Source organism: Streptomyces sp. AC512_CC834, assembly GCF_019049325.1.
In the GTDB taxonomy this organism is placed as follows: domain Bacteria; phylum Actinomycetota; class Actinomycetes; order Streptomycetales; family Streptomycetaceae; genus Streptomyces.
On record NZ_JAGMUO010000014.1, the window covers coordinates 163,485 to 179,875 of the forward strand.

The window sequence follows — 16,391 nt, forward strand, 5'->3', positions numbered from 1 at the left end:
CGACGATGAGCCGGCGTTCCGGCATCCTCGAGTTCGCCGTACTCGGCCTGCTCCGCGAGTCCCCGATGCACGGCTATGAGCTGCGCAAACGGCTCAACACGTCACTCGGTGTGTTCCGGGCGTTCAGCTACGGGACGCTCTACCCCTGCCTCAAGACGCTGGTCGCCAACGGCTGGTTGATCGAGGAACCGGGGAACATCGGCGAGGCCGCCGCTTCCCTCACGGGACGACGCGCCAAGATCGTCTACCGGTTGACGGCCGACGGTAAGGAACATTTCGAGCAGCTCCTCTCACAGACGGGCCCGGACGCGTACGAGGACGAGACCTTCGCCGCTCGCTTCGCGTTCTTCGGGCAGACGTCGCGTGACGTACGCATGCGCGTGCTCGAGGGCCGGCGCAGCCGGCTGGAGGAGCGCCTGGAGAAGATGCGGACCTCCCTGGCACGCACCCGGGAGCGGCTCGACGACTACACGCTTGAGCTCCAGCGCCACGGAATGGAGTCCGTGGAGCGCGAAGTGCGCTGGCTGAACGAGCTCATCGAGAGCGAGCGGGCGGGGCGGGACCTCAGAGGTTCCGCCGCCGAGGGGACCGCTCAACAGGACACGACATCTGGAGCGACGGGCGGCCTGCCCCGGCCGGGGGACGACCCCCGGCCGGATACGCCCGGCGACACCGCCACGTGAGCGCCCACTCAGGGCCTCACTCGTACACACAGGGAGCAACCGGAATGGGTTCGGTTCGCGTAGCCATCGTCGGTGTGGGCAACTGCGCCGCATCGCTGGTGCAGGGCGTCGAGTACTACAAGGACGCCGACCCGGCGGCCAAGGCCCCCGGCCTGATGCACGTCCAGTTCGGCGACTACCACGTCCGTGACATCGAGTTCGTCGCCGCCTTCGACGTGGACGCCAAGAAGGTCGGCCTGGACCTCGCCGACGCCATCGGCGCCTCCGAGAACAACACCATCAAGATCTGCGACGTGCCGAACAGCGGCGTCCAGGTCCAGCGCGGCCACACGCACGACGGTCTCGGCAAGTACTACCGCCAGACCATCGAGGAGTCCGCCGAGGCGCCGGTCGACGTCGTCCAGGTCCTCAAGGACAAGCAGGTCGACGTCCTCGTCTGCTACCTGCCCGTCGGCTCCGAGGCCGCGGCGAAGTTCTACGCCCAGTGCGCCATCGACGCCAAGGTCGCCTTCGTCAACGCCCTTCCGGTCTTCATCGCCGGCACCAAGGAGTGGGCGGACAAGTTCACCGAGGCGGGCGTCCCGATCGTCGGCGACGACATCAAGTCGCAGGTCGGCGCCACCATCACGCACCGCGTCATGGCGAAGCTGTTCGAGGACCGGGGCGTCGTCCTGGACCGCACGATGCAGTTGAACGTCGGCGGCAACATGGACTTCAAGAACATGCTCGAGCGCGAGCGCCTGGAGTCCAAGAAGATCTCCAAGACGCAGGCCGTCACCTCCCAGATCCCCGACCGCGACCTGGGCGCAGACAACGTCCACATCGGCCCGTCCGACTACGTCGCCTGGCTGGACGACCGCAAGTGGGCCTACGTCCGCCTCGAGGGCCGCGCCTTCGGTGACGTCCCGCTGAACCTGGAGTACAAGCTCGAGGTCTGGGACTCCCCGAACTCGGCCGGTGTCATCATCGACGCCCTGCGCGCCGCGAAGATCGCCAAGGACCGCGGCATCGGCGGCCCGATCCTGTCGGCGTCGAGCTACTTCATGAAGTCCCCGCCGGTCCAGTACTTCGACGACGAGGCCCGTGCCAACGTCGAGAAGTTCATCGCGGGCGAGGTCGAGCGCTGAAAACCTCGGACTCCGGTCCGCCGAAGGTCCCCGGGTCGCATGACCCGGGGACCTTTCCCGTATGTGAGGCTGTGCCCCATGGCCGTCGTCCGTGACCTGCGCTTCCTGCTGCGCCTGAAGGGATTTCGGCGCCTGCTCGCCGTCCGCCTGCTCTCCCAGGGCGCCGACGGCGTCTACCAGGTCGCGCTCGCCACCTACGTCGTCTTCTCCCCGGAGAAGCAGACCTCGGCCGCCGCGGTCGCCTCCGCGATGGCGGTCCTGCTGCTCCCGTACTCCCTGGTGGGCCCCTTCGCCGGTGTCCTGCTGGACCGCTGGCGCCGCCGTCAGGTCTTTCTGTACGGCAACCTGCTGCGCGCCGTGCTGGCCTCGGTGACGGCGGTGCTGATGATCGCCTCTGTCCCGGACTGGCTCTTCTACGTCTCGGCCCTCTGCGTCACGGCGGTCAACCGCTTCGTTCTCGCGGGCCTGTCCGCCGCGCTGCCGCGGGTGGTCGACGCCGAGCGTCTGGTGATCGCCAACTCGATCTCCCCGACGGCGGGCACCCTGGCCGCCACGGCGGGCGGCGGACTCGCCTTCGTCGTACGCCTCGTGGTCGCGGACTCCGACGCCGCCGTGGTGCTGCTCGGCGCCGGTCTCTACCTGTGCGGGGCGCTGGCGTCGCTGCGCATCGCCGTGGAGCTGCTGGGCCCGGACCCGTCACGCGTGCCGCCGAGACTGGCCTCCGCACTCGTCGGCACCGTCCGCGATCTCGTGGCGGGCGTACGCCACCTCGCCGCGCCCGCACGCCGGGAAGCGGCGTGGGCGCTCGCGAGCATGACGCTGATGCGGTTCTGCTACGGCGCCCTGCTGGTGATGCTGCTGATGCTGTGCCGGTACGCCCTGACCTCCGACACGGACGAGGGGCTCGCCCTGCTGGGGCTGGCGCTGGGCGTCTCGGGAGCGGGCTTCTTCGCGGCCGCGGTGGTCACCCCGTGGGCGGCGGGACGGCTGGGACCCGGTCGCTGGATGGCCGTCTGCGCGGCGGCGGCCACCGTGCTGGTGCCGGCGCTCGGCCTGCCGTTCGCCACGGCGCCACTGCTCGTCGCGGCCTTCTCGCTGGGCCTGACGACCCAGGCGGCGAAGATCGCGACCGACACGGTCGTGCAGTTCTCGGTCGACGACGCCTTCCGCGGCAGGATCTTCTCCGTCTACGACGTGCTGTTCAACGTCGCCTTCGTCGGCGCGGCCGGGGTGGCCGCGCTCATGCTGCCGCCGGACGGCCGGTCGGTGCCGCTGATCGTGACCGTCGCCGTGGTCTACGGAGTGGTTGCGGCAGCTATGGACCGGTTTGAGGGCCTGTCAGTGTCACATCAGTGACACAGAGCCCCACCGGAGTACAGAGTTGTCAGTGGGACCCGGTAGCTTACGTGCGTCTTATCTCGCGGCATGTCCGCGACACGCACCTATTTCCAGGGGGACCCCCAGTGACCACTCAGCCGCCGCCTCAGGGCAACCCGTTCGCGCAGGGCCAGCCGCAGGGCCCGCAGCAGCCTCAGGGGCAGAACCCCTACGCCCAGGGGCAGCCGGGCGTCCCGCAGCAGCCCGGCCAGCCCGGTCAGCCCGGCTTTCCGCAGCAGGGTGCGCCGTACGCCCCGGTGCCGCCGCAGCCGGCTCGCCGCAAGCTGAGCTTCAAGACGATCAAGAACATCGTCATCGCGGTGGTCGTCGTAGGTGTCGCGGTCGGCGGTTACCTCGCCAGCCGGGACGACGCCGACACGGCCGCGGTCGGCGACTGCATGCACCGTGGCAGCAGCAGCGACAGCGACCCGGACCTTGAGGTCGTCGACTGCGGTGACACGAAGGCCCAGTACGTGGTGCTGGCCAAGATCGAGGGCTCCTACTCCGCCCTCACCGCCGAGAGCAAGTGCTCGGAAGCGGCCAAGGACTTCCAGTACTCGTACACCGAGAGCGGTAGCGGCAGCGACTTCCTGCTCTGCCTGAAGGACAAGTAGGGGCGGAGTCTCGAACGGCCAAGGGGCGGTGTTTCACGTGAAACACCGCCCCTTGGCCTGTCCGTCACCTCGCGCTTTGCCGGCGGGGTCGTGTTTCACGTGAAACACGACCCCGGCCCACCGTCACGCCTCCTGCTCGGCCCACCACTCCCTGAGCGCCGCCACCGCCGCGTCGTACTCCATCGGCCCGTTCTCCAGTCGGAGCTCCAGCAGATGCTTGTATGCCTGCCCGACGGCGGGCCCGGGGCGAATACCGAGGATCTCCATGATCTGGTTGCCGTCCAGATCCGGACGGATCGCGTCCAGCTCCTCCTGCTGCTGGAGCTGCTCGATCCGCTCCTCCAGCCCGTCGTACGCGCGGGAGAGGGCCGACGCCTTGCGCTTGTTGCGGGTCGTGCAGTCCGACCGCGTCAGCTTGTGGAGACGGCCGAGCAGCGGACCGGCGTCCCGGACATAGCGGCGAACCGCGGAGTCCGTCCACTCGCCCGTGCCGTAACCGTGGAAACGCAGGTGCAGTTCGACCAGGCGTGAGACGTCCTTCACCAGGTCGTTGGAGTACTTGAGCGCGATCATGCGTTTCTTCGTCATCTTGGCTCCGACCACCTCGTGGTGGTGGAACGAGACCCTGCCGTCGTTCTCGAAGCGGCGGGTGCGCGGCTTGCCGATGTCGTGCAGCAGGGCGGCCAGGCGGAGGGTCAGGTCGGGGCCTTCACTCTCCAGCGCCATCGCCTGCTCCAGGACGATGAGCGTGTGGTCGTAGACGTCCTTGTGCCGGTGGTGCTCGTCCCGCTCGAGCCGCAACGCCGGCAGCTCGGGCAGAACCCGGTCGGCCAGGCCCGTGTCCACCAGCAGGCTCAGTCCCTTGCGCGGGTGCGAGGAGAGGATGAGCTTGTTGAGCTCCTCCCGGACCCGCTCGGCCGAGACGATGTCGATGCGCCCGGCCATGTCCTTCATGGCGGCCACCACCTCGGGGGCCACCTCGAAGTCGAGCTGAGCGGCGAAGCGCGCGGCTCGCATCATCCGCAGCGGGTCGTCGGAGAAGGAGTCCTCGGGAGTCCCCGGAGTACGCAGAACGCGGGCCGCGAGGTCGTCGAGGCCGCCATGCGGATCGATGAACACCTTCTCCGGAAGCGCCACGGCCATCGCGTTCACCGTGAAGTCACGCCGGACGAGGTCCTCCTCGATGGAGTCGCCGTAGGACACCTCGGGCTTGCGCGAGGTGCGGTCGTACGCCTCCGACCGGTAGGTGGTCACCTCGATCTGCCAGCCGTCCTTCTGCGCCCCGACCGTGCCGAAGGCGATCCCGACCTCCCAGACCGCGTCCGCCCAGGGACGCAGGATCTTCAGGACATCCTCGGGGCGGGCGTCGGTCGTGAAGTCCAGGTCGTTGCCGAGCCGGCCGAGCAGGGCGTCCCGGACCGAGCCGCCGACCAGGGCGAGCGAGAACCCGGCCTCCTGAAAACGGCGGGCGAGATCGTCGGCGACAGGGGCGATCCGCAGCGGCTCACTCACCGCGCGGTGCTGCTCCCGGCTCAGGACACTGGGGCTGAGTTCGTTGGCGTTCGGCACAACAAAACAGGGTACGTGGCCCAGGCGGAGACAAGCGCCCCCATTGATCGCACACCGAATCCCCCACTTCCGTATCGCTCCCTCTATAGGCGCACATACAGGGGCGTCCCCGGCCTGGCAGCGGATCTTGTGGCGTACTCCGCGGCACTTCCCCTCGGCGCACATCGTTACCATGCGTGGACGCACATTCCGACGACCACTGATCACGACGAGGGACGGGCGAGCGCGTGGCCGAGGCGGCAGACTTCCAGGGGACCAGTGCCTCACCTGCCCGCCGGTGGCTCCGGCGCACCACGGCACTGCTCGCCGGGGCGCCGCTGCTGGCCGGCCTGGTCCAGTTGCCCGCGGCCGGCTCGGCGCACGCCGAGGGAGTGGCCGGTGCCCTGGCCGACACCGACTCGGGTTCGGTGGCCGTGGCCGTCGACTCACTCACCCCCTCCGTGCCCACGGACGGGGACACGGTGACCGTGTCGGGCACCGTGACCAACAACGGCAAGCAGGCCGTCACCGACGCCCATGTGGGCCTGCGCGTGGGCCCCCAGGTCGACACCCGCTCGTCCGTCGACGCGATCGCGAAGGACGGAGACGATCTCCAGAGCTCCTTCGCCCCGGAGATCGACAACAAGTACACCGAGAAGTTCTCCAAGCTCACCCCCGGCGTCGCCGAGCACTTCAACATCTCCGTGCCCGTCGACGACCTGAACCTCGGCGGGGACGGGGTCTACGGATTCGCCGTCTCGCTCTCCGGACAGACCTCCGCGCAGCCGTGGGAGCAGATCCTCGGCATCCGGCGGACCTTCCTGCCATGGCAACCCGACGAGGCCGACACCAGGACCAGGACCACGGCTCTGTGGCCACTCGTCTCGACCACGCACATGACCGCCGAGACGGGACCGAACGACGAGCAGACACCGGTCTTCCTCAACGACGACCTGGCCAAGGAGATCTCCCCCGGCGGCCGTCTGAACCAGATGGTGACGCTGGGCAAGGACCTCGACGTCACCTGGGTGGTCGATCCGGACCTGCTGGCCTCCGTCGACGCGATGACGCGCAGCTACCGCGTCCGGGACGGGGACAAGACCACCGCCGGCACCCACCAGACGATCGCCAAGCAGTGGCTCGCCGAACTGCAGGACGCGGTGGCCGACGAGGAGGTCGTCGCCCTTCCCTTCGCCGACCCGGACCTGGCATCCCTGGCCCACAACGGAACGGACGTCGCCGGCTCCCTGAGCCAGCTCAAGGACGCGACGGACGTCATCAACAACACGGTCGAGCCGATCCTCCACGTCAAGCCGATCACCGACTTCGCCTGGCCCGTGGAAGGCGCCGTCGACCGGTCGATCGTCAAGGTCGCCACCTCGGCGGGCGCCGACAAGGTGATCGCGCGCAGCGACAGCCTCCAGGAGACCAACGGCCTGCCGTACACGCCCTCCGCCGCCCGCCCCATCGGCGGCGGCACCACCGCCGTCGTGGCGGACGCCCGGCTGTCCACCGCGTTCGAGGGCGACCTGACGACGGCGTCCGCGTCCACACTCGCGGTGCAGCGCTTCCTCGCCCAGAGCCTGGCCCTGGACCTCCAGACCGACAAGCAGCGCAGCGTCGTCATCGCCCCGCAGCGCACGCCCTCCGGAAGCCAGGCACGCGCGATGGCGGAGGCGCTGCGGGCCCTGCAGAGCGGCACCTGGTCCGACTCCCAGAAGCTGGCGGCGGCCTCTGATGCCAAGCCGGACCCGGACGCCACCACCAAGGTGCCCGGTACCTCCTCCTACCCCTCGGCGCTGCGCAAGAAGGAGCTGCCCCGGTCGGCCTTCGTGGAGAGCGCGCGGACGCAGGACTCGCTCGACAACTTCAAGGTCGTTCTGTCGGACCCGTCCCGGGTGGTGACCCCCTTCGGACGCGCCCTGAACCGGGAGATCTCCGCGTCGTGGCGGGGCCGGGCCGCCGATGCGCAGTCCTTCCGCGCCGGGGTGAAGTCGTACCTCGACGGGCTGTCCGGGCGGGTCAGACTGATCGACAAGTCGGAGACCAAGCTCTCCGGCCGCAGCGCCACGATTCCGGTGACGGTGCAGAACAACCTGGTGCAGGATGTCGGTCCCCTGGTCCTGCGGCTCACCTCGACGAACCCGACCCGTCTCGAGATCGACGGCGCCGACTACGAGGAACAGCCGATCTCGGTTTCCGGCGGCCACAGCCAGTCGGTGAAGTTCACCACGTCGGCCAACGCCAACGGCCGGGCGACGGTGATCGCCCAGCTTTACACGACGGACGGCCGGAAGTACGGCGCGCCCGTCACCTTCGACGTGAAGGTCACCGAGATCACGGCCACCGTGATGCTCGTCATCGGCGGCGGTGTCCTGCTGCTCGTCCTCGCCGGCTTCCGGATGTATACGCAGCGCAAGCGCGCCGCGGCCCGTGCCGCCGAGAAGAACGATTCCGAGGAGTCGGAGGAGTCGGAGAAGGCGAAGGATTCGGAGGGGGCAGAGAACTCCGAGGACGACGCGCAGAACCCGGAAGGCCCCGAAGGACGTCTCACGGAGGAGTCCGAGGCACCGGCCCGGACAGGCGACCCGGAGCAGCCGAGTGACCCGACACCGGACACCCCAGCGGAAAGCACCGGCCCGTCCGGCACGGGTGAGAGAGTGGACCGTTGAGGATGTCGTGGCCGGTGGGCCCGGGACGATGAGGTGGGGTAGCCATGAACGCGCCGTACGACGGTGACCGCGGTCGGGCCGCGGACGGCTCGGGTCACCCCGAGGGTCCGCCGCCGGACCCCGGCCAGACACCGCCGCAGCCGCCCGCGGACATGTACCTCCAGGACGCCTACGACCAGGATCCCTACCGGGCGCAGGACCTCTCCGCCCAGGACCCGGTCTCCGAGGCGCTCTACGACCGCGCCGCGCACCCGCCACCGCCGCCGGGCACGTACCCGCCGCAGCAGCCGCTGTACTCCCAGCCCGCCCAGTCGCCCTACGCACCCGACCCCCGCCTCTGGGCGCAGACCCCGGCCCCCGAGCCGGAGGGCCCGACGCAGTACCTGCCGTACGGCGACGACCCTCGGACCACCCAGTTCGTCGGCGTGGACGACCTGGTCAGCCAGGCCGGCGACCAGCACCACGAGCCGGATGCCTTCGCCCACCTGTTCCGGGACCAGCAGCAGGGCGGTGGCCACCCCTCGTACGACGATCAGGCGTCCGTACCCGCCCCGGCCCCGGCACCCGGGCCGTACGGAGGAGCGCCGGGCCAGTACGGCGGTCCAGCAGGGCCGGGGCAGTACGGCACGACACCGGCCCCCGGACAGTACGGCGGGCACCAGGGGACCGACCCGTACGGGAACGCTCCGGCGTACGGCCAGTACGGCGGCCCCGCTCCGACGCCCGGACAGCACGCGGCGCCCGCGCCCGGCCAGTACGCGGTCGCTCCCACCCCCGAGGCGGCCGAGGCCCCCCTCCAGGAGCCCGAGCCCGCCCCTGCGGCCACTCCGACCGCCGCACCCAAGAAGGGCGGGCGCGCGGGGGGCCTGCTGAAGTCGAGCGCCGTGATGGCGGCGGGCACGATGGTGTCGCGCCTGACCGGGTTCGTCCGCTCGGCGATGATCGTTTCGGCCCTGGGGCTCGGGCTGCTGGGCGAGTCCTTCCAGATCTCCTACCAGTTGCCGACGATGATCTTCATCCTGACCATCGGCGGCGGCCTCAATTCAGTGTTCGTCCCTCAGCTCGTCCGCGCCATGAAGGAGGACGAGGACGGCGGCGAGGCCTACGCCAACCGGCTCCTGACCTTGGTCGTGGTGGCCCTCGGCCTCCTCACCGCGCTGGGCATGCTGGCGGCCCCCCTGCTCGTTCGCGCGCTGTCGAACCCGGTCGCCTCGGACCCCGCGGCCAACGAGACGGCCGTCACCTTCGCCCGGTACTTCCTGCCGTCCATCTTCTTCATGGGCGTCCACGTCGTGATGGGGCAGATCCTCAATGCCCGTGGACGGTTCGGCGCGATGATGTGGACCCCGGTCCTGAACAACATCGTCATCATCGTCACCCTCGGCATGTTCCTCTGGGTCTACGGCACGGCCGCCGACTCCGGTATGACGGTCGACACCATCCCGCCGGAAGGCGAGCGACTCATCGGAGTCGGAATCCTGCTCGGCCTCGTCGTCCAGGCCCTGGCGATGATCCCCTACCTGCGCGAGACCGGATTCAAGCTCCGGCTGCGGTTCGACTGGAGGGGCCACGGCCTCGGCAAGGCCGCGATGCTCGCCAAGTGGACGATCCTGTTCGTCCTCGCCAACCAGGCGGGCGCCCTCGTCGTCATCCAGCTCGCCACCGCGTCGGTCACCGACACCGACCTCGCCGGCACCGGTTACAGCGCCTACGCCAACGCCCAGCTCATCTGGGGCCTGCCGCAGGCCATCATCACCGTCTCCCTGATGGCCGCCCTGCTGCCCCGCATCTCCCGCTCGGCGGCCGAGGAGGACGGGGGAGCGGTCCGCGACGACATCTCCCAGGGCCTGCGCACCACGGCCGTCGCCATCGTGCCGGTCTCCTTCGGTTTCGTGGCGCTCGGCATCCCGATGTGCACGCTGATCTTCGGCTCCTCGGGCACGGGCGCGGCCACCAACATGGGCTACATGCTGATGGCCTTCGGCCTCGGCCTCATCCCGTACTCCGTGCAGTACGTCGTCCTGCGCGCCTTCTACGCCTACGAGGACACCCGGACGCCCTTCTACAACACCGTCATCGTGGCCGTGGTCAACGCCTCGGCCTCGGCACTGTGTTATTTCCTGCTGCCGTCGCGTTGGGCCGTCGTCGGCATGGCCGCCGCCTACGGTCTGGCCTACGTGATCGGCGTGGGCGTCGCCTGGCGCAGGCTGCGCAAGCGGCTCGGCGGGGACCTGGACGGCGCCCGCGTGCTGCGGACGTACGCCCGGCTGGGCATCGCCTCCGTCCCGGCCGCCCTGATCGGCGGCGCGGCCTGCTACGCGATCAGCCGCGAGCTCGGCCAGGGCGCCGTGGGATCGTTCGCCGCGCTGCTGGCCGGCGGGGTCCTCCTGTTCGGCCTCTTCTTCGTCGCCGCCCGCCGCATGCGCATCGAGGAAGTCAACTCTCTGGTCGGCATGGTGCGCGGACGCCTGGGACGCTGAGACCCGGGGTAGGCGCACAACCATCGTCCGCCGCCGTGTGTCGTGCATAGCGGCAGACTGTGGGCACAATTGGGTTCGGCGTCGGACGCGCGGGCCGGGAGTCGGCCGACGCACATGGAATGGGGAGGCAGGAACGACGGTGGCAGAACGGAGCACAGCCGCCGTCGACGTGGCAGACAACAGCGGCGATGAGCCGCTGACCGCACAGGCGGACCAGTCCACGGCCGACGGGGTGGCCAACAACCGGGAGCGGGACACGGACAGCGACGAGGCACAGGGGACCCCCACGAGCGAGGATTCCGGCACGGCCTCGCCTCCCGAACTGCACAGCGGGCACAAGCTCGCCAGACGCTACCGCCTCGAGGAGTGCGTCACCCGTCTGGACGGCTTCAGCAGTTGGCGGGCCGTGGACGAGAAGCTGCGCCGCGCCGTCGGCGTCCACCTCCTTCCGGCGGACCACCCGCGAGCCCGCTCCGTGCTGGCCGCGGCACGCTCCTCCGCCCTGCTCGGCGACCCCCGCTTCGTCCAGGTACTGGACGCCGTCGAGGAAGACGACCTCGTCTACGTCGTGCACGAGTGGCTCCCCGACGCCACCGAGCTGACCGCGCTCCTCGCCTCCGGACCGCTGGAGGTGTACGACGCCTACCAGATGGTCAGTCAGGTCGCGTCGGCCATGGCGGCCGCCCACCGCGAGGGCCTCGCCCATCTGCGCCTGAGCCCCAACGCGGTGCTGCGTACCTCGACGGGCCAGTGGCGGATCCGTGGGCTCGCGGTCAACGCCGCGCTGCGCGGCATCAGTTCCGAAACCCCCCAGCGCACCGACACCGAGGCCATCGGCGCCCTGCTGTACGCCACGCTGACCCAGCGCTGGCCGTACGAGAGCGACGCCCACGGTCTGGCAGGTCTGCCCAAGGACATCGGGCTGATCCCGCCGGACCAGGTCCGTGCGGGCGTCCACCGCGGTCTGTCCGAGCTGGCCATGCGGGCGCTCGCCAACGACGGGGCCACCGCTTCCCGCCACGAGTCCCCGTGCACCACGCCGGAAGAGCTGGTGAAGGCGATCGGCGAGATGCCCCGCATCCGCCCGCCGGAACCGGCGTACACGGCCCCGCCCCAGTACCAGCGCACCGCCTACCAGCAGGGCGCCTACGGCCGTCCGGCACCGCATCCGGGTGCCACTCAGCCCGTGCCGACGCCGCCGCCCCCGCTGCAGAGCCGGACGGGCAAGGCCCTCAAGTGGGGCGTCTCGGCCCTCCTGATCGCCGCGCTCGGCCTCGGGAGCTGGCAGCTCGCGGACGCCCTCATGGAGCGGGGCGGCAAGGCGGACGACCCGAACCAGACACAGACGACGGACGGCGACGACAAGAACGACGAGCAGACCAAGCCGGTCAAGCCGATCAGCGTGCAAGGAGCGCAGGAGTACGTCGTCAGTGGCGAAGCCCAGGCGCCGCAGGACGTGGCCAAGACCTACGATTCCGACGCTTCCACCTTCTGGCGCACCAAGCGGTACAACGAGGGCCCGACGCTCGCGCCTTACAAGCCCGGGGTCGGTATCGTCTACGACCTCGGGTCGCCACAGGAGGTCTCGACCATGTCGATAGGGCTCCGGTACACCGGTGATCACACGACCGTGCATCTCTACGCCACCGATGCGTTGTCGCCCTCGACAGGAGTCGACGGCATGAAGGAAATCGCGACCGCCACCACGACCGGAACCTCGCTCACGGCCGAGGCGTCGAAGCCCGTCAAGACGCAGTACGTCCTGCTGTGGATGACTGACGTGCCGAACGCTCCTTCCGACGGCTACAGCGGCGCCGGCTACAAGCAGGCGATCACCGACGTGACGTTCAAGGGCTGAGCGCCGCCGGGGAAAGGGGGAGGAGGCCGATGGCAGATGACACCGAATACGGCGACATCGGCGATCAGGATCTTCTCGCCCGGCACGTCGAGGGCGATCCCGACGCCTTCGGTGAGCTCGTGCGCCGGCATCGCGATCGGCTCTGGGCCGTGGCCCTGCGGACGCTGGGGGACCGGGAGGAAGCCGCGGACGCCGTTCAGGACGCCCTCGTGTCCGCCTACCGGGCCGCCCACACCTTCCGCGGACAAGCCGCCGTCACGACCTGGCTGCACCGGATCACGGTGAACGCCTGTCTGGACCGGGCCCGCAAGGCCGCCTCACGGAAGACCGCGCCCGTCGACGACACCGAACGCCTGGAGCAACTCCTGGAGCCGCACGAGTCGGCCTCCGCTCCCGCCGAGCGCAATGATCTGCACCGCCAGCTACTGGAGGCCCTGGGCACCCTGCCGGCCGATCAGCGGGCCGCCCTCGTTCTGGTGGACATGCAGGGCTATCCCGTCGCGGAGGCCGCCCGCATCCTCGATGTGCCGACCGGAACGATCAAGAGCCGGTGCGCCCGGGGCAGAGTCAGGCTCCTGCCGCTCCTCGCCCACCTGCGTCCGGACGGCAGCACACAGGACAGGAAGCCCGGCCCGGAGCGGAACCGGACGCAGGGGACATCCGTCCCACCCGCAGCGGGACCGCACCGTTCGGGACCGTCGGAGGCAGGGCAGGGCGATTCGGCCGCAGTGAAGGGCGGAGGTGGACGAGCGTGACGTCGTCGACGACAGACATGGCCGGGCACCCGGACGTCGCGGAGATCTCCGACCTCGCCGAAGGCCTCCTGCCGACCGCACGGACCACCGACGTACGACGGCACCTGGAGGGCTGCGGGCTCTGCGCGGACGTCTACGCGTCGCTGGAGGAGATCCAGGGACTGCTCGGCACCCTGCCGGCACCGACGCGGATGCCGGAAGACGTGGCCGCCCGCATCGACGCCGCTCTGGCAGCCGAGGCAGTACCGGGCGTCGCAGTACCGGGCGCCGCCCCGGAGCCGGAGTCCACCGAAGCCGCGTCCGGCAACGACGGCGCGCGTGTTTCACGTGAAACATCGACCTCGGCGGACCGGCCCGCCGGACACGCACGCCCCTCCTCCACCGGCCCCGGCCGCAAGGACCGGCGTCGCGGCGGGGGGCGCAGGATCGCCGTACTCGGCGCCGTGGCCGCCGCTGCCGCCATCGGACTCGGCTCGGTCATCGTGTCCTCCCTGACCGGGGGTAGCCCCTCCGACGACACGGCCCACGAGCAGCAGACCGCGCTCGCGGACACCTTCTCCGAAGGAAAGCTGCAGGACACGGTCACCGGCCTCATCGCGGACGGAAGCGACCAGAGCGGGCCCCGTACTCCGCGCAGCTTCGGCATGGAGTCCGAGAACGGCAACGAGACCGCCGAGAACCATGTCTTCAAGCAGCCGACAGTCCCCGAGTGCATCCAGAAGGGCATCGGCCGCGACGACGCGGTGATCGCCACGGAGCCGGGCATCTACAAGGGCAGGGAAGCACTGCTGGTGGTTCTGCCCGACGCCTCCAACGACACCCGGGTCACCGCCTACATCGTCGAGTCGACGTGCGTGGATCAGCCCGCGGTCGGCAAGGCCAAGATCCTCCTGAAGCACTCCTACGCGCGTTCGTAGCCGTCGGGCTCCCTCCTCGTCGGGCGCCCCGGCCCGGTAGCCCGTGTGCCCGGGCACAGCGGGAATGCGGGCCCCGTAGGATCCGTTAGGTCGGGTGAGAGTTCAGAGTGCAGCTCCACCCGGCCCTGAAGACGCAGTCCAGAGACGAGGAATGAAGCCGTGAGCGACGTCCGAAACGTGATCATCATCGGCTCCGGGCCCGCCGGCTACACGGCGGCGCTCTACACCGCGCGCGCGTCACTGAAGCCGCTGGTGTTCGAGGGTGCCGTCACCGCGGGCGGAGCTCTGATGAACACCACCGAGGTGGAGAACTTCCCTGGCTTCCAGGACGGCGTCATGGGCCCCGAGCTCATGGACAACATGCGTGCCCAGGCGGAGCGCTTCGGTGCCGAGCTGATCCCGGACGATGTCGTCGCCGTCGACCTCACCGGTGAGATCAAGACCGTCACGGACACCGCGGGCACGGTCCACCAGGCCAAGGCCGTCATCGTCACCACCGGTTCCCAGCACCGCAAGCTCGGCCTGCCGAACGAGGACGCGCTGTCCGGCCGCGGTGTCTCCTGGTGCGCGACCTGTGACGGCTTCTTCTTCAAGGACCAGGACATCGCCGTGATCGGCGGCGGGGACACCGCGATGGAGGAGGCCACCTTCCTCTCCCGCTTCGCGAAGTCCGTGACGATCGTCCACCGCCGGGACACCCTGCGCGCCTCCAAGGCCATGCAGGACCGCGCCTTCGCCGACCCCAAGATCTCGTTCGTCTGGGACAGCGAGGTGGCCGAGGTTCAGGGCGACCAGAAGCTGGCGGGCCTGAAGCTGCGCAACGTCAAGACCGGCGAACTCGCGGATCTGCCGGTGACCGGCCTGTTCATCGCGATCGGCCACGACCCGCGCACCGAGCTCTTCAAGAGCCAGCTCGACCTGGACCCGGAGGGCTACCTGAAGGTCGACGCACCCTCGACCCGCACCAACCTGACGGGTGTCTTCGGCGCCGGTGACGTGGTCGACCACACCTACCGCCAGGCGATCACCGCCGCGGGCACTGGCTGTTCCGCCGCTCTCGACGCCGAACGCTTCCTCGCCGCCCTCAGCGACGAGGACACGGCGGAGCCCGAGAAGACCACCGTCTGACCACCCCATCCCCGCACCAACCAGTTAAGGAGCCAGCCGTGGCCGGCACCCTGAAGCATGTGACCGACGACTCCTTCGAGCAGGACGTCCTCAAGAACGACAAGCCCGTCCTGGTGGACTTCTGGGCCGCCTGGTGCGGTCCGTGCCGCCAGATCGCGCCGTCCCTCGAGGCGATCGCCGCCGAGTACGGCGACAAGATCGAGATCGTCAAGCTGAACATCGACGAGAACCCGGGCACGGCCGCGAAGTACGGCGTCATGTCCATCCCGACCCTGAACGTCTACCAGGGCGGCGAGGTCGCCAAGACCATCGTCGGGGCCAAGCCGAAGGGCGCGATCGTCCGCGACCTCGAGGACTTCATCGCCGACTGACGTTTCACGTGAAACACGAATGGGCCGACCCGGACGGGTCGGCCCATTCGCTTTACAGCGGACGCAGCACTGGTTCCTTCTGGACGGCTCCGAGCAGGCGGTCCAGTGCCATCTCCACGTCTTCCTTCCAGGACAGCGTGGACCGGAGGTCCAGCCGCAGCCTCGGATGACGGGGATGGGGCCGGACCGTCTTGAATCCCACCGCCAGCAGATGGTCCGCCGGCAGGACGCAGGCCGGCTCTTTCCAGCGAGCATCGCCGAACGCCTCGATCGCCTTGAAGCCCCGGCGCAGCAGATCCTTGGCGACCGTCTGGACCATCACCCGGCCCAGTCCCTGGCCCTGATACCCGGGCATCACGAACGCGGTCATCAGTTGGACCGCATCAGGCGAGACCGGACTGGTGGGGAACGCCGTGGCGCGCGGGACGTAGGCCGGCGGCGCGTAGAGGACGAAGCCCACCGGCACGTCGTCGACGTAGACCACCCGGCCGCACGACCCCCAGTCCAGCAGCACGGCGGAGATCCAGGACTCCTTTTCCAGGGCGGGCGTCCCCGCCGCTACCGCGGCCTCACCGCTGACGGGATCCAGTTCCCAGAAGACGCACGAACGACAGCGCCGGGGAAGGTCCTGAAGGTTGTCCAGCGTGAGCGGTACGAGCCGGCGCCCCATGAAGGCTGTTCCTCGCTTCCTTCGCCTGCCGCGTCGCGGGCGGCTGTCAGAACGCTCCGTTCCCTGAGCAGGCTGCCGATGAACCCACCGACCGCACCCAGCCCCAGGCCCGCGCTCACCAGTTCGGTGCGAGTCATCGTTCGCATGGCCCCTGCCTTCCTCTCAGAGGTACTGCCAGGTGACAACGCCAT

Annotated in this window: 13 protein-coding genes; 11 read left to right on the top strand and 2 right to left on the bottom strand. The window is 69.8% G+C overall.

All coding sequences use genetic code 11. The features are described 5' to 3' along the window. Nucleotides 1-5 precede the first annotated feature (5 nt). The 4 genes from KUM40_RS04800 to KUM40_RS04815 all read left to right on the top strand — a co-directional run bounded on the left by KUM40_RS04800 (nt 6) and on the right by KUM40_RS04815 (nt 3,801). Complete coding sequence (locus tag KUM40_RS04800; RefSeq protein WP_217163181.1) at nt 6-683, top strand: PadR family transcriptional regulator; 678 nt, start codon at nt 6-8, stop codon at nt 681-683. A gap of 44 nt (nt 684-727) precedes the next feature. After that, complete coding sequence (locus KUM40_RS04805; RefSeq protein WP_217163183.1) at nt 728-1,810, top strand: inositol-3-phosphate synthase; 1,083 nt, start codon at nt 728-730, stop codon at nt 1,808-1,810. A gap of 78 nt (nt 1,811-1,888) precedes the next feature. Further along, on the top strand, nt 1,889-3,166 hold the full coding sequence (locus KUM40_RS04810; RefSeq protein ID WP_217163185.1) for an MFS transporter: 1,278 nt from the start codon (nt 1,889-1,891) through the stop codon (nt 3,164-3,166). A 107-nt stretch (nt 3,167-3,273) separates the two neighbouring features. Then, complete coding sequence (locus KUM40_RS04815; protein WP_217163187.1) at nt 3,274-3,801, top strand: hypothetical protein; 528 nt, start codon at nt 3,274-3,276, stop codon at nt 3,799-3,801. Nucleotides 3,802-3,924: 123 nt separating this feature from the next. On the opposite strand, the gene KUM40_RS04820 is transcribed toward KUM40_RS04815, so the two are convergent. Next, nucleotides 3,925-5,370, bottom strand: a complete 1,446-nt coding sequence (locus KUM40_RS04820; protein ID WP_217163189.1) for a CCA tRNA nucleotidyltransferase — start codon at nt 5,368-5,370, stop codon at nt 3,925-3,927. Nucleotides 5,371-5,597: 227 nt separating this feature from the next. Here KUM40_RS04820 and KUM40_RS04825 point away from each other — a divergent pair, with 227 nt between their 5' ends. The 7 genes from KUM40_RS04825 (at nt 5,598) to trxA (ending at nt 15,530) form a co-directional block, all read left to right on the top strand. After that, complete coding sequence (locus tag KUM40_RS04825) at nt 5,598-8,021, top strand: DUF6049 family protein (RefSeq protein WP_217163191.1); 2,424 nt, start codon at nt 5,598-5,600, stop codon at nt 8,019-8,021. A 44-nt stretch (nt 8,022-8,065) separates the two neighbouring features. Then, complete coding sequence (gene murJ, locus KUM40_RS04830; protein WP_217163193.1) at nt 8,066-10,501, top strand: murein biosynthesis integral membrane protein MurJ; 2,436 nt, start codon at nt 8,066-8,068, stop codon at nt 10,499-10,501. Nucleotides 10,502-10,640: 139 nt separating this feature from the next. Further along, nucleotides 10,641-12,359 carry a protein kinase family protein gene (locus tag KUM40_RS04835; RefSeq protein WP_217163195.1) on the top strand — a complete coding sequence of 573 codons (1,719 nt, stop codon included), beginning with the start codon at nt 10,641-10,643 and terminating at the stop codon, nt 12,357-12,359. A gap of 29 nt (nt 12,360-12,388) precedes the next feature. Next, a complete protein-coding gene (gene sigM / locus KUM40_RS04840; protein WP_217163197.1) occupies nt 12,389-13,114 on the top strand; it encodes an RNA polymerase sigma factor SigM in 726 nt (241 codons plus the stop codon). Nucleotides 13,115-13,131: 17 nt separating this feature from the next. Continuing rightward, nucleotides 13,132-14,031, top strand: coding sequence for a hypothetical protein (locus KUM40_RS04845; protein WP_217163589.1), 900 nt, complete (start codon nt 13,132-13,134; stop codon nt 14,029-14,031). Between the two features lie 159 nt (nt 14,032-14,190). Further along, nucleotides 14,191-15,159, top strand: coding sequence for a thioredoxin-disulfide reductase (gene trxB, locus KUM40_RS04850; RefSeq protein ID WP_217163199.1), 969 nt, complete (start codon nt 14,191-14,193; stop codon nt 15,157-15,159). A 38-nt stretch (nt 15,160-15,197) separates the two neighbouring features. Next, nucleotides 15,198-15,530: a thioredoxin gene (trxA, locus tag KUM40_RS04855; RefSeq protein ID WP_217163200.1), complete on the top strand. Its 333-nt coding sequence runs from the start codon at nt 15,198-15,200 to the stop codon at nt 15,528-15,530. Between the two features lie 52 nt (nt 15,531-15,582). Here trxA and KUM40_RS04860 read toward each other — a convergent pair whose 3' ends face one another. Further along, a complete protein-coding gene (locus KUM40_RS04860; RefSeq protein WP_217163202.1) occupies nt 15,583-16,200 on the bottom strand; it encodes a GNAT family N-acetyltransferase in 618 nt (205 codons plus the stop codon). Between the last annotated feature and the right edge of the window lie 191 nt (nt 16,201-16,391).